The organism is Bacillus cereus group sp. TH152-1LC (assembly GCF_027710505.1).
Lineage (GTDB): Bacteria > Bacillota > Bacilli > Bacillales > Bacillaceae_G > Bacillus_A > Bacillus_A mobilis.
The window spans coordinates 32,946-48,247 of record NZ_JAQFNK010000021.1 but is presented as its reverse complement, the minus strand read 5'-3'; the positions used below and the strand labels follow the sequence as shown (position 1 = coordinate 48,247).

Here is a 15,302-nt window from a genome sequence, read left to right as displayed (position 1 = left end):
ACTTTATTATATTTACATTTAGAATCCAAAATTGGCCGATTCCTAAGTATACTTAAGAATCGGTCATATTCGTATATTTACTAAAGAAATAAAGTCTCTCTATGAATCATACTTTTTTCAAAAAATTGGTTGTTTTTTGTTTTGCCCAGTTTATACATTTCTTTTCGATTAAATGATACGAAATTATAGAAAAAAGTAGTGTCATTGCAATGCACAAAGTAAGAAGGAAAAAGATAGGTATCTTTGTATACAAAAGTTTAAATAGTACCATCATGATTGGAAAATGACACAAATAGATACTGTATGAAATTTCTCCTAAATATACAAATACACTCTTATTTAAAAATGCTTTTACTTTTAGGTTACTCATAGCCATTATAATAAATATACTAACCCCCATTACGACACCCCAATCTTTTAATAAGAAAGTAGTATCATTACGGGAAATACCATAAATTAAAATGGAATATAAATATAAAATAATCCCTAATGCAATAAGAAATCCTTTTTTAAATTTTTTCATATTCCTATATGAGTAGATAAGTTTTTCCTGATACTTAAAAAGTAACATTCCAACCATAAACATAGATGTAAAATGCAGTGTATCAGCATAACCATTATAAAATCCTTCAGCTTTCCCAATATGCAACATATTAAGAAAAACACTAATGAAAGAAAAGCTCAAAGCAAATAGTATCGTTTTCTTCCAATTCAGTTTATAAAAAAGAAGGAATAATAAAGGAAACACAATAGATATACGCATTTCTTGAGCTAATGACCAAATAACTGGATTATAATTTTCCGTAAAAAAATTATTAACAAGCACAAAGTGGTTTAGAATATCTAATTTTGTTATAGACCCTTGCCACCTATCATAGAACCAATCCCGTAGTCCTACCACTTCATACGACGAAAATAAAATAAATAAAACAAAGGTAACGATTATCCAAAAATAATAAGGAATATAGATTCTTACAAATCTCTTAATTAAATATCCCCAATAATTTGTTTTTGAATGATAAAGTGCCATAGATAACACAAAACCACTTAGTACATAAAAAAACGATAACAGCTTCCCCACCCGCCCATAAAAACCTAAGCGGGGAAAATTTAATAGAATTAGGCAACGATGGTAGCATTAAACAAAAATGTCCAAATACCACAGTAAGTGCCGCTAACCCTCGTATAGAATCTAATTCTTTTATTCTCTTACTCATAAAATGTTCTCCTTGTAAATTGTAGATTTTGCTGTTCATAAAGGCCACTATACTAGTGTAGTGGGAGAATTGTACATAATGTCTATCTAGATCCCAGATATAAACAGTTCAAAGTCAATCTATGCATCTGTTTTCTGGTCTCCATTTCCTTATATAAATAATTTAAAACAAAATATTTAATACAAAGAAAAGATTTTATTAAATTTTTATAAAATCTAATTACAGAAATAAGTACCGGATATTCATTTTTTATTGTCATTTGATGAAAAAATGAATGTTTTTTCTTCATGTAACTTTATTAAACTAACTTTGTACTAGAATGCTTTGAATCAAAAAACACATAATAAACGCCATCCTTTCTGTATATTTCTACAAAAAGAATAGCGTTTTTTGTTTTTATAGATATAAATTTATCTTAACTTGATTACAATAAGAAAAATTCCGAAGGATCCAATTTGAAAATTAATACCATCTTCCATTCCAAACTATCTACATAAAAATTTATAAAGTGAAACTTTAATCAGGGGGGGTTCTTCATCCCCCACTGATTATTAGTTGAATCAATCGGACTTTCATGGGCAGTTGATCCCCTACCTAAATTCTTTGCTTTCGCTAAATTTTGAGGTGGGGGTCTTACTGCCCATTAAAGCGGGATAAAACTTCGAAACTCTTTTTTTTAGATTAATATTTAGTTTCATCCTATAAACTTAGCTTTTTACTATATCAACCGCACTATCCCACATACCGCTAAAAAAAGATCCGATGTTACGCATAAAACGTGTAAACCAATTTGCTTGTTCTATATCAGATTTTGTTACAAGGTCTACTTGTAATGATTTACCTAATAAGAACCCAGGATCTGTACTATCTTTAGGCGAGATAATCATTTTACTAATTGTTACACCTTTTTTAATAGGTGCTTCTTGTTCTTCATTCAATACTTTAAATTCTTTTTTATATACGTCTTTGTTGTTTTTTGGTATCGGAAGTGAAACAACTTGCTTCGTTTGAACTACTACATCTTTGTCTTTTGCATTTGCTACTCTCACTGTTTCATGCCCTTTTACTACTGAGTCTTTTCCATAGGCCTTCTTCACTTCGAAATTTGCAAATCCGTAATCATATAATTTCTTCGTTTCATCAAAACGTGCTGCATGAGAGTTTGCTTTTATCACTACAGATATTAGACGCATACCGTTTCTTTCTACTGTACCAGTGAAACAATCACCAGCTTCTGGGGTAGTTCCTGTTTTTAACCCATCTACACCTTCGTATTGCTTAATTAAACCTTTTAACATCCAGTTAAAGTTCGTCATATCAATTGGATACTTACCACCCTGTTGGAATGTTTTTTTAGGGATTTTTGCAGTATCTAACATTTTCGGAAAATCTTGAATCAGACGTTGTGCTAAAATCGCACAATCTCTTGCGGACATTTTATTTTTTTCGTCTGGAGTTGTCCCTTCTGGGTGATGTCCTTTTAAATCATAGTTCGTTAAGCCTGTAGAGTTTACAAATTTATAATTTTTCATTCCAAACTCTTTTGACTTATCATTCATCATTTTCACAAAATCGGCTTCTTTTCCAGCAATTTCTTCAACTAAAGCAATTGTCGCACCGTTCGCAGAGTAAATTGCCATTGCCTCATATAACTCTTTTACTGTATAAGATCCACCATTTTCTAATGGAACGTTTGATAATGAGCGATCTTGCGAAATCTTATATGCATATTCAGAGATTTTAACTTTTTGATCCCATTTAAGTTTTCCTTTATCCACCGCTTCATGGACTAAATATTCACTCATCATTTTTGTCATACTAGCAATTGCTAATGATTCATCTGCATTTTTTTCATATAAAATTTTCCCGGAATTTGCTTCTACTAAAATTGCCGATCCTGCTTCTACATCTATAGCAGAAACTGTTTCTGCTGTTGCTCTTCCAGATGTAACAACTATGCTACAAAATATTGTAAGCACTGTTACTATTACAATGATTTTTTTGTAAAACATACCTTTCAATTCTCTTACCTCCAATATCTTTGTACTCAAAAAAGCGTTATTCTAACATAATCCTTCAAAAATAGACAGTGTTATCAAATTCTATATACATATATGACATTAGGACGACTTTCATATAAAACATCTCATCCCACCCTATTAGGCACACTGACACTTAGTATTCCCACACATATCCCTCTTTTTAATACCTTTGTATTTTTCAAAATGATTCGTACTTTCATATTTATTAGGATTACACTTAATAGACAATATAAGTAATACATTTGTTCCACATTTATAAAAAATAAAACCAGTGTGTCCCGATTAAATTTCGAAGCACACCGGTTGCTAAACTTACTATCGTCTCTTCCATTATTCATATCATTGAACTTCCCCTCTCATTCTATTAATTACTTTATAAAAATAATAAATTAACTTGTTATTATCATGTCTACTATGAATGACCTATTTGAATTATTAACTTAAATAGTTTCTTAAGTTTTAAAAAAGGCTTATGGAACTTTTCATTCCATAAGCCATTCTATATGATCGGATGTTCAACAATAAAAGATATCCAACCTTTTTTATATTCTGCATGTATATTACCATTATGAAGTTCAACAATTCTTTTTGAGATAGCGAGTCCCAGTCCATTTCCTTGATTATCTTTTCTTGCCTTATCGCCTCTGAAAAATCTCTCAAATAATTTATTTGGATCGCTAACAGGTGGTTTCTCAGCTTTATTTGATACTTTCAAAATTGCCTTATTATCAATTACTTCAAGACATATTAATAATTTGGATGGCTTCATGCTGTACTTTATCGCATTCATAAACAGATTTTCATAAACACGTACCATTTTTTCTACATACATAAAAATAGGTATTGTTTCTTCCGTTATTGATTTTTGAACAATTAAACTTTCCTTTTCGAATATAGGAGTGTATTCCCCAACTATTTGCTCCAACAAACCCGATAAATCAACTTCATTAAAGTTTAACTTGGCATCGTTGTCTGATAAACGGGTGTACTCAAATAGTTCATCAATTAGATATTTCAATCTCTGTGATTTTAAATAAGTGGTTTCGAGATATTCCTGTAATTGTGCTTTACTGTCGTATTGCCCTCTTTTTAATAAATCTACATAACCGATAATAGATGTCAATGGTGTGCGTAAGTCATGAGATACGTTGGTTATGAGTTCATTTTTTGTACGTTCCAATCGTCTTTCCTGCTCAAATGTATTCTCCAATTCCTTGGACATGTAATTAATATTTTGAGCAAGTTGAGTCAATTCGTCTTTTCCCTCGATCTCAATTGTCAAACCCAGTTTTCCATTGGCAATATCATTCACATTATCAGAAATGAGCTTCAAATATACTATTTTCTTTCGAACCAATATTAAAAAAATGATTATAAAAGTAAAGATTGCTAACGCGAATATAAGAAATGTAAGCATATTATTTTCAAATGCACTAAGATTATCAAGATAGTGATTTAGAGTTAATGGAATTATGATATATATAAAAGTGAGGATTGTTAAACCAAACGAAACAAAAAAACTAACTGCAACAGCACCAAGAAGTTTTATAATTATCTTATTTCTAAACCTAACCTTCTTCATATTTTGTACCCAATCCCCCAAACAGTTTTAATATAAATTGGATGTTTAGAATCTTCTTCAATTTTGTCTCTTATTTTTGTAATATGTACCATGACGGTATTATCCGATTTATAAAAAACCTCTTTCCAAACTGCTTCATATATTTTTGCAACACTCAGAACAATCCCTTTGTTACGAGCAAGTAGTTCGAGTATATCAAACTCTTTTGGAGTTAGCCTTACTTCCGTACCTCTTATCCATACTTGACGTGTATCTGTATTTATGGTCAAATCACCAATTTCTAGTATACTTTTATCATTATCTGTATTTGTATTATACTTTTTAAACCTCCTTAATTGGGATTTTACTCTAGCGATTAACTCCAACGGATTAAACGGTTTTGATAAATAATCATCGGCACCAGAGGCTAAACCCTGAATTTTGTCTATATCCTCTGATTTTGCAGAAAGCATGATAATAGGCATATTTCTTTCTTCCCTAATCTTCATACACGCTTCAATACCATCCATATTTGGCATCATAACATCCAAAATAATAAGATCGAATCGCTTTTCTTCTAACAGTTCTAACGCTTCAATAGCATCTTCAGCCTTTTGAGTTTTCAGACCTTCATTTTCCAAATATACAGAGATAAGATTTCTAATCTCTTTATCATCATCAACAATAAGAATTTTTGACTCCATTTAATTCCTCCACAATTTTCTCATATTGAACAACTAAAAGCATAAGCAAGTGGTACATTTTTATACGCCCTTTTGTAAACCTGTAATTGAAAGAACAAAAATAATATAATCAGTATAAAAGATAACGTCTTACAATTTTCTTAAGATCCATTTACAATTAATATTTTTTCTTCATAAAGTTTAACTTTTAATAACAAATAATTGCTTTATGAATCCTTATTTTAATTAATTTTTATTACACCATTATTTTTCAAATCTCATTTTTTACTTGTTACTTATTTTCACCAGTTTTTCTCCTTTTTCTAAAAGTGTTTCATAGTCATTATTCTCTTTAATTTCTTTAATTTCTTTAATTTCTTTAATTTCTTTAATTTCTTTAATTTCATTTTCAATTGTGGTTGTATTATTTATATTAAAGTACATATTTAATACTTCATATGGTGTCTTTCCTTGTTTGATTGCACTATCTTCAATAGCTTCTTTCCATGGTATATTTGCTTTATCCATGCTTAATTCAAGCGCTGAACCAGTCTCATATTTCATATTCCGTTCTAAAAACTTTGGAGATTCTGCCTGTCCATTAGCAATAAAGTTGAACGCCTCCATAAAAGTAACATGATATGGCTTCTGTTTCTTTGCAAGTACCATAAGATTTCCACCAGTTAACTTACTATAACGATACTCTAAGTATCGTGCTGAACCTTCTATCGCTTCTGTTTTTGTTTCTCCAATTAATTGAGGCCATTTTTTCACGCGATAGTTACGTACAATTGTCCAATCATATAATACCTTATTAATACTTTCTGGGTTCGTATCAATCATCGCTTTATCTAATAGCTTAAATTCTAATCCCATTAGCGCGTAATTTTCTTTATTAATCGGATATTCATGAATAAACTCTCCACCATTTGCATCAAATGTCCAATCTTTTTGTTTATATGCATGAAAAGCTTCATGCAATAAGAAAGAAGAAAAATCAAAATATAAATCTGGATTACTAAACATTTTAGGATAATACTTTAAATAAAACACATCCATATCGTTCATTTTTATTGTCCCAAAGTTCCAAGGAATCCAGGTAGAAATTGTTCTAAAATCAAAACGAGTTAATCGATAGACTTTAGGTAGATGCAGAGAATTTGAGACCTTTATCTCTTTTGCAAAAATACTATTTTCTAGTCCCGTTACATTAACTGCATAAGCTTCTTGTCTAAAGAATCCCCCGTCTTTATTACTACGTATCAGAACCAATGGCATTTTTTCGAAGCGATAATCTTCATTCCAAAGTTTATCACTCGATTCTTCGAAGCTCTTATAAATAGTAGATAATTCTTTTAACATGTTTTGATCTGTGTTATCCAAAGACTTAAACTTAGTATGATATGTTTTATTTAAAATTATGCTTCCCAACATAATTCCTATAAATATTACTAATAAAATTAAAATTAACTTTAAAAATCTTTTCAAGATACACTCCTTTTTCTAAAACGATAATCCTTATGATGAATAAGGTGTACAAGTTTTATGTTTATTAACACTTTTTTGGTGCAGGCCTAATTTGAAATAATAACTACAATAGATACCATGAATACAAGGTAGTTATTGTAAGGAATAGTGCAATCGTTCCTACAAATGAGGTTAAAATAGTACTCAATATAGGAACGATGCTATCTGGCCCCTTCATTATTAAGATATAGAAAGAATAGTATTTTTCTCTTTTAATTGCTTATACATATCTTCTTGTAAGTTATAAATGAAATCCCCCCTACTTGTATTTACTTCTTCCTTACGCTTTCTGCCGCTCATTGCTGCATATTTGTATCTCAAATTCACTTACTATTTTGCTTACATCGTATTTTTTCATTAGATCATAACGAGGGCGAACTATGTTGATAGTTAGTATACATAACATGATTACATTAACCTTCTTTCGGAAGTACAATTCTTTTATATAATTGAACTGTAATCCAGTAGTAAATCGAGTAAATGACTATGAAAATAACAATTGGTAACCAAATTCGAAAATACGGATCAATTAATAGAGGCCCAAACATGTTCATACCAACTAATATGTGAGCAATACCGATAATTGCTGGGACTAGAAATATGAAGAATAACTCCTTATAAATCGATCGTGTTAATAATTCCCGGCGAACACCAATTTTACGAAGCATTTGATAACGTATACTATCTTTAGATGCACCAGATAGTATTTTAAACATTAAGCAACTGGCCATCATTGCTAAAAACGCGATTCCAACGAAGAACCCCATAAACATTAATCCGCTGGAAAAATTTTGATTCGCCTTATATGTTTGATACTTACTATCCAGTTCTTCCACTTTCACATTTTTATATTTAACTACCTGTAATTCATCAATTTTTTTCCACTCTTTTACGTATGCTCCAAAAACATCTGTTTTACCAATAAAAACAGTATTTTCTTTACCTTTCATACTATCGTATATGTTTTGATCTACAATTTTTATTTTATGATCAGGATATATATAATTGGGCTGGATTGTTTCAAAAGCGTCGCTCCATTGTTTTGGTTTCCCATCATTTTTAACCCATTGTCTTGACAATGCAAATGCATCCAGGGGGATATCCTCTGAAACTGTTATTATCTTCTCATTTTTTCTATCTTTTACTAAAGGTCGATTATTCTCTAGCTCTTCTTTTATATAATAAACATACTTATCATCTACTTTGTAGCGATATTCAAGCTTATCTTGAAATACGATACTACTCAAAATTTTCTTTTCTTCAGTTGTTGTATTATGAACTACTGAATCATAAATTTCTACTTTATCAGTCTGCTTTAAAACGTTGTTTTTAAAAGCCATACCACACGCAATCCCACCTGCTCCAAGAGCCACTAAGATCGCTACCGTCGCAAGCACATTTGTTAGGCCATTAATGCGGAAGTTTAATTGAGCAAAGGTAAAAGCATTAAGTCCTTTTTCACTACGCTTTTTATTACTTTTTATTTTTTTTATCATAACTGGGAGAAGCGCTCCAAACAACATGTAAGTACTAACAGTTGCTGAGATTAATCCAAGGGCCATTAATGTAGGAACGGTTCCTAGATTTTTTGCCTGTGGTATATAAAGCAGTGAAGCATAACCAATACTTAACAAAATCAGACCAAGTAAGGCAACTACAACTGTCATTTTTCCTTTTACCGCGACACGCTCTGTTTGTGCATCTGCATGTACAAGTTGTAATACAGAAATACGTGACAATTTAATACTATTCATACTTGCTGATAGTACAAATAATGCAAAGAAGAAGATGCAAGTAACGACCATAGATGGAATATAGAAAGCTTGGTAACCTTCTCCAGTTAACTCCAATTGTTTCATTAATAACTGTCCGATACCTTCAGCAAGTGCTACACCAATTGTAATCCCAATCACAAGTGACGCCGCACCTAATATAATTGTTTCAAGGAACATTAGTAATGTAACTTTATACTTTTTTGCTCCTAACATCATATACATACCGAACTCTTTTTGGCGAAGAGATAATAAGAAATAGTTTGCATACATAATGTAAAAAAATGTTACAATCGCTAATAAAAAGGAACCTATTTGAAATATTAATACAATAGGACCAACGTTTGCATTGGATTCAAGGAACGCTTTATTTAGTGATAGCGTTTGAAACATATAAAAAGTTGAAATAGATACAATAAGACCAATAAGTAATACAATATAATCTTGCAACTTACTTTTTAACCCTGACATGGAAAGTTTAAATAACATGTCCAAACCTCCTTTCTTACGCTTTTTGTGCGCCTAAATCTGCAAGCACGTCTAAAATTTCTTTATAAAATTCTTCACGTTTACCACCACGATGAATTTCTTTATATAACTCACCATCTTGAATGAATAAAATACGCTGACAGTAACTTGCACTGTATGGATCATGCGTAACCATCATAATCGATACGCCTTGTTCTTTATTTAAGTTTGTCATCGCATTAAGTAAACTCGTTGCATTTTTAGAATCAAGAGCTCCTGTTGGCTCGTCCCCTAAAATAATTGCAGGCTCATGCACTAAAGCACGTGCTGCTGCGGAACGTTGCTTTTGTCCACCAGATACTTCAGACGGATACTTTTGAAGTATTGCTGAGATTCCTAACATATCAGCTACCTTCTCTACTTTCGGCCCAATTTTGCGTGATGGGACACCTTGAAGAGATAATGGAAGTGCAATGTTTTCGTAAATAGATAAATTCTCTAATAAGTTAAAGTCTTGGAAAATGAATCCTAATTTTTGCGAACGGAAATCAGAAACCTCACCTTGCTTCATTTTCGTAATATCCGTTCCTGCAATTTCAATAACGCCATCTGTCGCTTTATCAAGAGTCGAAATTACATTTAATAATGTTGTTTTGCCAGAACCAGATGGCCCCATAATCCCTACAAACTCCCCCTCTTGAATCGAAAATGAAACACCTTTTAATGCGTGTGATTCATTCTCACCTTTTTCACCGTACACTTTTCGAATGTTTTTTACGTCTACGACTGGTTTTATCATATATATCCTCCTACATTTCTATGATTGATAATCTACTGTTTGAGTTGTTTCTTTTTCGTTTCCACTTGCAATGCTTCTGCTGTAAAAGTATTAAACTTGTACCCCACCAATATATATCTTTTTATTTTTAAAAATAATAAGTCCTTTCATATTTTTGCAATACATAAAAATAGATATCAAATCGAATAAATTGTATTCAATTTGGACATCTATTTTTAGGAATACACGTAATAGACAATCTAAGTAATAAATTTGTTCCTATTTAGATAAGAAAGCACTAGGTATTTTGTTAAGAAAACAAAATGAATTGCATAAAAAAATCCCTTTTCGCTTTTGTTCAATCATTTGAATTATAAATAAAACATATTAAGAACCACTGGTTATATTTCTTAATTTTTCTTAAGATAATTTATAAAAACTAGACCATAACGGGGAGATTATTTCTAGTACAAATAATAAAAAACTACACCCTTTATAGGATGTAGTTTTTCTAACTGATTTATTTATTTTTCACTTCATTTTTATAAAAAGAAAATAATGGTTCAATGGATGGACTAGATAACAGAGGAATTGCCTTTTCAATCAATTCTCTATCCCAATCAAACCAACGCATCTCCATTAGCATATTCATTTCTGTATCAGTGAACCGCTTCTTTATTTCCTTAGCAGGATTTCCACCAACTATTGTATACGGCGGAACATCTTTACTTACGACAGATCCTGCTGCAACGATTGCACCTTCACCGATTGTAACGCCAGGCATTATTATAGCATTCATTCCAATCCAAGCATCACTTTTAATGACTGTATCACCCTTCGGTTCATATGAATGTTCAATTTGCTCAGCGAATGGATATACTGTAATCCATTCTGAGTGATGATTATGATTACCACCCATTAAAATGACTACCCCACTGGCAATACAAACATAATTCCCAATAATGAGTTTATCAAGATGCCATCCCATTTGTTCAATTGGATTGAAAAGTGCTCGGGACTTAGCATCCCCCCACAAATACCTTACACAGCCATCTTCAAAATTTTGATGACCATAGTAACCTGAATAATAGGAGTACTCTCCTACCTCAATGAGTGGGTTTGTTACTATATCTTTTAAATACTTCGTTTCTGACCAATGATTATATAATGGATATTTCATAACTTTATTCCTCGCTTCTAAGTATTATAGATCTTTGTAATTCACTTAGAAGCTTAATACAACTGCTAAATTTTTTAGCTTTCTCAAACGACGAATCATTATATTCAAGCCTTTCTTTTATAATAAAAAAATCATAACGTGATAAATTACATAAGTCAAATTGTAAAATTATGTTCTGAAACTTAAAGTATGAATTGAAATTTCAATATTAAAACAATCGAGTTTTCAAATAACAAATCCCAATTATATATAATACAGATTTCTTAGCTATACAGCTAACTTCTTTCTTATATTAGCCTTAACTCCCTCGATATCGTTTTATTATTTATTGATTTGTCTGATAAATCAATAAATGTTAATATGATTATAGAATATATTATCATTCATTAGATTTCACAGCTAGTTTTTCACAAAAGCGATTTCTGAGTCTTTAAGTAAATAGGAGGTTTAGAACATGAAACTTTTAAAGCAATCAACAATTATTGGTGCATTAACTGTTGGAGGATTTTTATTTTCGAATACAATTGGTACACTCCCACCCGTGTCTGCTGAATCACAACTTACACAAAAAGAATCACTATTTTTAGATAATTGGCGTTGGCAAAACTATTTTTTATTACATCATAATGCAGATTTTTTAGAAGAGTTAGCAGTTGGTGACTTAAAGCATGGAGATGCATTCGATGTTACTATATATACTGGTGGTAAAGATACTGGTATTGTAAAAATATATCAATTGAGTGGAAATGAAAATGACAAAATAAACTTGCATAGATATAAAACTATTTATGACTCAGGTTTAAAACATAATTATGGTAGATTTGTAACACCTATTACTAAGGTTTATACTCCAGGAACATATGTAGCTGTTATGAAACTTGGAGAAAATTATTATTATGGGGGCAGCTTTAAAATCTCAAAATAATATATATTTATCTCACCAGCTAACAAAAACTATTTTAAAAACTTCTCTATCTTATATAAGATAGAGAAGTTTTTAAATTTTTCGCCCTTTTTAAGATTTAAAAAATCCTTACTTTCTTTATAAATTATAATTTTTATTCAACAATTGTTTCTACCTCTTTTAGTACCACAATTCAATATGCAATATTGCATATTTTATATGTTCACTCTTTAAAAATGCGATAATTTGTTTATAAAAATATTTAAAAATAATATTGAAAGGAGAATATTAAATGTCTTACTATTCTTGGTCTCCTCTTATTTTCTTAATAGTTGTTGCAATTATCATTTCTATTCAAAAGGCTAAGAAACAATAATTTATTATTTGGAGGTGTAATAATGTCATTTGCAGCATGGAGTGCAATTTTTATGACTTTAATCGGAGCAATATCTGGTGCAGTCTTTGGTAAAATCTCCTCTAGAAATAAAACCCAAAATTAAATACTAACGCAAAAATAAATTTCTAATAAAACTCTATACAAAAAAGTAGCCTATATAATTTTATAGGCTACTCTTCATTTTATGAATATTATTTAGCTAATTCTTTCGTATCCTTCATTACATCAACGAAGAATCCCCAGTTATTCACAACAGAAGAAATACTAATATGCTCATCTGGAGTGTGAACATTGAATATATCTGGACCGAATGAAATTGCATCTAATTCAAGCATCTTTTGAACGAATGCACTACATTCAATACCTGCATGCACTGCAAAGATTTCAATCTCTTTATTGTATTTTTCTTTATGCACTTTTTCAAACAAATTACGAATTTGTGAATTCGGATTGTATGGCCATTCTGGATACTCTGATTCTATTTCAAATGTTGCACCAACTAACTCGGCAATACACTTAATTTCATCTGCAACATGTTGTTTTAAACTACTCACAGAACTTCTCACTTCGTTACGTAATTTAATTTCATCTTGGAACGTTTCAATAACACCTAAATTTGTTGAACTTTCTACTAGACCTTTAATATCCAAGCTCATACTTTGAATACCGTTTGGAATTAAGAATAATGATGAAATAAGTTGCTTTTGTGTCTCTTTAGCAAATACTTTTTCTACTTTCTCATCCAATTTTGTAAGTGTAACGTGAACATCTGGATCAACAGCACGCATTTCTTCTTGTAATACTCTTGTCCAAGATACTAGTTTTTCTTCTACTTTCTCTACATCTTCTGTACTTAATATAATTGTAGCTACACTTTCACGCGGAATTGCGTTCGTTTTTAATCCGCCGTGAACTTCACTAATCTCAAATTGAACATTTGCTGATAAATCTCGTAATACTCGTCCTAATACTTTGTTCGCGTTACCACGTTGTTTATCAATTTCCATACCAGAGTGTCCGCCTTTTAAGCCACCAACATATAGACGGTATGCATCTGTATTCGCAGGCGCTTCATCCCAAATTACTGGAATTGTTTCAACAGCTTTCGCACCACCTGCGCTACTTACAAGTAATTTATGATCTTCCTCAGAATCAATATTAATAAAAATCTTACCTTCAAAGTGATTCGCATCAACAGCGAAAGCCCCGCCCATTGTTGTTTCTTCTTCAGTAGTAATAACTACTTCAAGTGCTGGATGCGGAATGTCGTTTGAATCTAATAAAGCCATCGCATACGCAACTGCAATACCATTATCAGCACCTAAAGTCGTTTGATTTGCATATAACATGTCCCCAATGATTCGTAATTCAATTGGATCTTTTTCAAAATCATGTACAGTTGCTTGATTTTTTTCACATACCATATCCATATGACCTTGAATAATAATAGCTGGTACATTTTCATAACCAGTAGTTGCTTCTTTTTTAATAATGACATTTAACGCTTCATCTTGAATCACTTTTAAGTTACGCTCTTTTGCAAAACCAACTAAATAATCACTAATTTCCTTTTCATTACCCGATCCTCTAGGAATCTTTGAAATTTCTGCAAAATGATAAAATACAGGGTGCTTTGTTAATTGTTCTAAAGTAGAATACATTTTTAAGCTCCTCTCAAAATGACAAAATAATATGTAAGTCTTTTATCATTATACCATGATTCATTATTTTACCTTTCCTTTAACTTTTTTAACAATATATATTGTTCATTTTATGGACAACACTCTTACAACATTATAAGGGTATTGTAATCTATATCGATTTTTCTCATTTCATAATAGGCGCATACTGTGTAAAGAAACAAATTGAAGGAGATAAAGAAAATGAAAAAGTTTTCATCAATTATTACACTATGTTTATTATTTTCTAGTTTTACTATTGGCTGTGAGAGAGCATCACTAAATCGAATTGGTAAAGCTGTATATTATGTGCAGATAAAAGGCGAAGGGACTATCGAAAAAGTAGAAGGTAGAAACTTAGGAAACTACACGTTGCCCGCATATGACGAAGACGGAGCAAAAAAACAAATTACATTTAGAAGTAAGAAAGCATCAAACGAACATAAATTAAATGAAAATGCATTTTTATGTCTTTATGTAGATCAAGATGATAAGAGCAAAAATGAAATATCATCAATTGAAGTAAAGTCATATGAAGAAATTCAGGAAGCTCAGTTACCTGCACAAGTAAAAGAAAAGTTAAATGCTAAATAAAAAACAAAAGAAAATGCTCTATGCATTTTCTTTTGTTTTTTTCACTCGTATATATTTCGAACTATTACTATTCATAAGCTTTTCTAAACGATTTATATTTTCCGTTAATGCACCTTTCACAAGAGAGAAATCTGTATTTGGTTCTTCTTTTTTTTCTTTAAAAAACGAAGACTTTTGTACATTTACTTCAGTCATCTCCTCTCCCCCTTTTCAAAAAGATACAATCTTCTATTTATATTATATCGTAAATGTAGACAGCGTGTACAAGTATCATTTTCTTTTTAATTCTTCTTCTAACTCTTCTACTTGTTGTAATGTATCTCCTTTTATTAACGAGAAATCTGTTGTATCTTCATTATCTTCTTTAAAAAAATCATTGTCATAATCTTTTATCATTACAATCACCTCTACGTGCTAGTGTAGGAATGATTGTCCGATTTTATACAAGTTTGTCTAAATTCGCATTACCTTTATGTATAAGTGAAAAGGACAGAAGAAAA

General features: G+C 30.9%; 12 protein-coding genes and 1 pseudogene. 2 read left to right on the top strand and 11 right to left on the bottom strand.

Going from position 1 to position 15,302, the window contains the following annotated elements; genetic code table 11:
- Positions 1–106: 106 nt before the first annotated feature.
- The 8 genes and pseudogenes from PDL00_RS28405 to PDL00_RS28370 all read right to left on the bottom strand — a co-directional run bounded on the left by PDL00_RS28405 (position 107) and on the right by PDL00_RS28370 (position 11,228).
- A pseudogene (locus PDL00_RS28405) lies at positions 107–1,256 on the bottom strand (acyltransferase family protein).
- Positions 1,257–1,924: 668 nt separating this feature from the next.
- Positions 1,925–3,238 (bottom strand): D-alanyl-D-alanine carboxypeptidase family protein, encoded by a 1,314-nt coding sequence (locus PDL00_RS28400; RefSeq protein WP_270732807.1) that lies wholly within the window; start codon positions 3,236–3,238, stop codon positions 1,925–1,927.
- Positions 3,239–3,758: 520 nt separating this feature from the next.
- Complete coding sequence (locus tag PDL00_RS28395; RefSeq protein WP_270732805.1) at positions 3,759–4,841, bottom strand: HAMP domain-containing sensor histidine kinase; 1,083 nt, start codon at positions 4,839–4,841, stop codon at positions 3,759–3,761.
- Complete coding sequence (locus PDL00_RS28390) at positions 4,838–5,524, bottom strand: response regulator transcription factor (protein WP_270732803.1); 687 nt, start codon at positions 5,522–5,524, stop codon at positions 4,838–4,840. Before PDL00_RS28390 ends, PDL00_RS28395 begins: the two co-directional genes overlap by 4 nt.
- Positions 5,525–5,788: 264 nt before the next feature.
- Positions 5,789–6,991, bottom strand: coding sequence for a hypothetical protein (locus tag PDL00_RS28385; RefSeq protein WP_270732801.1), 1,203 nt, complete (start codon positions 6,989–6,991; stop codon positions 5,789–5,791).
- Between the two features lie 452 nt (positions 6,992–7,443).
- Complete coding sequence (locus PDL00_RS28380) at positions 7,444–9,291, bottom strand: ABC transporter permease (RefSeq protein ID WP_270732799.1); 1,848 nt, start codon at positions 9,289–9,291, stop codon at positions 7,444–7,446.
- Positions 9,292–9,307: 16 nt separating this feature from the next.
- Entirely contained in the window at positions 9,308–10,069 is a 762-nt protein-coding gene (locus tag PDL00_RS28375; RefSeq protein ID WP_270732798.1) for an ABC transporter ATP-binding protein, read from the bottom strand.
- Positions 10,070–10,568: 499 nt separating this feature from the next.
- On the bottom strand, positions 10,569–11,228 hold the full coding sequence (locus PDL00_RS28370) for a CatB-related O-acetyltransferase (protein ID WP_242252779.1): 660 nt from the start codon (positions 11,226–11,228) through the stop codon (positions 10,569–10,571).
- A 454-nt stretch (positions 11,229–11,682) separates the two neighbouring features.
- On the opposite strand from PDL00_RS28370, the gene PDL00_RS28365 reads away from it, so the two are divergent.
- Positions 11,683–12,153 carry a DUF5065 family protein gene (locus tag PDL00_RS28365; RefSeq protein ID WP_270732796.1) on the top strand — a complete coding sequence of 157 codons (471 nt, stop codon included), beginning with the start codon at positions 11,683–11,685 and terminating at the stop codon, positions 12,151–12,153.
- 567 nt (positions 12,154–12,720) lie between these two features.
- Here PDL00_RS28365 and pepD read toward each other — a convergent pair.
- Entirely contained in the window at positions 12,721–14,190 is a 1,470-nt protein-coding gene (gene pepD / locus PDL00_RS28360) for a beta-Ala-His dipeptidase (RefSeq protein WP_270732795.1), read from the bottom strand.
- Between the two features lie 222 nt (positions 14,191–14,412).
- Between pepD and PDL00_RS28355 the strand changes: the two genes are divergently transcribed.
- A complete protein-coding gene (locus tag PDL00_RS28355) occupies positions 14,413–14,802 on the top strand; it encodes a YxeA family protein (protein WP_242252796.1) in 390 nt (129 codons plus the stop codon).
- Positions 14,803–14,820: 18 nt separating this feature from the next.
- Here the strand turns inward: PDL00_RS28355 and spoIISB are convergent, their stop codons facing one another.
- Both spoIISB and PDL00_RS28345 read right to left on the bottom strand, forming a co-directional pair.
- A complete protein-coding gene (spoIISB, locus tag PDL00_RS28350) occupies positions 14,821–14,997 on the bottom strand; it encodes a stage II sporulation protein SB (protein ID WP_242252798.1) in 177 nt (58 codons plus the stop codon).
- Between the two features lie 75 nt (positions 14,998–15,072).
- Complete coding sequence (locus PDL00_RS28345; RefSeq protein ID WP_000588712.1) at positions 15,073–15,198, bottom strand: hypothetical protein; 126 nt, start codon at positions 15,196–15,198, stop codon at positions 15,073–15,075.
- Between the last annotated feature and the right edge of the window lie 104 nt (positions 15,199–15,302).

Bases quoted from the DNA above. Each gene is read 5' to 3' on its own strand.
- spoIISB (WP_242252798.1), bottom strand. From the start codon at position 14,997: ATGACTGAAGTAAATGTACAAAAGTCTTCGTTTTTTAAAGAAAAAAAA.
- PDL00_RS28395 (WP_270732805.1), bottom strand. From the start codon at position 4,841: ATGAAGAAGGTTAGGTTTAGAAATAAGATAATTATAAAACTTCTTGGT.
- PDL00_RS28355 (WP_242252796.1), top strand. From the start codon at position 14,413: ATGAAAAAGTTTTCATCAATTATTACACTATGTTTATTATTTTCTAGT.
- PDL00_RS28365 (WP_270732796.1), top strand. From the start codon at position 11,683: ATGAAACTTTTAAAGCAATCAACAATTATTGGTGCATTAACTGTTGGA.
- PDL00_RS28390 (WP_270732803.1), bottom strand. From the start codon at position 5,524: ATGGAGTCAAAAATTCTTATTGTTGATGATGATAAAGAGATTAGAAAT.
- PDL00_RS28370 (WP_242252779.1), bottom strand. From the start codon at position 11,228: ATGAAATATCCATTATATAATCATTGGTCAGAAACGAAGTATTTAAAA.
- PDL00_RS28380 (WP_270732799.1), bottom strand. From the start codon at position 9,291: ATGTTATTTAAACTTTCCATGTCAGGGTTAAAAAGTAAGTTGCAAGAT.
- pepD (WP_270732795.1), bottom strand. From the start codon at position 14,190: ATGTATTCTACTTTAGAACAATTAACAAAGCACCCTGTATTTTATCAT.
- PDL00_RS28375 (WP_270732798.1), bottom strand. From the start codon at position 10,069: ATGATAAAACCAGTCGTAGACGTAAAAAACATTCGAAAAGTGTACGGT.
- PDL00_RS28345 (WP_000588712.1), bottom strand. From the start codon at position 15,198: ATGATAAAAGATTATGACAATGATTTTTTTAAAGAAGATAATGAAGAT.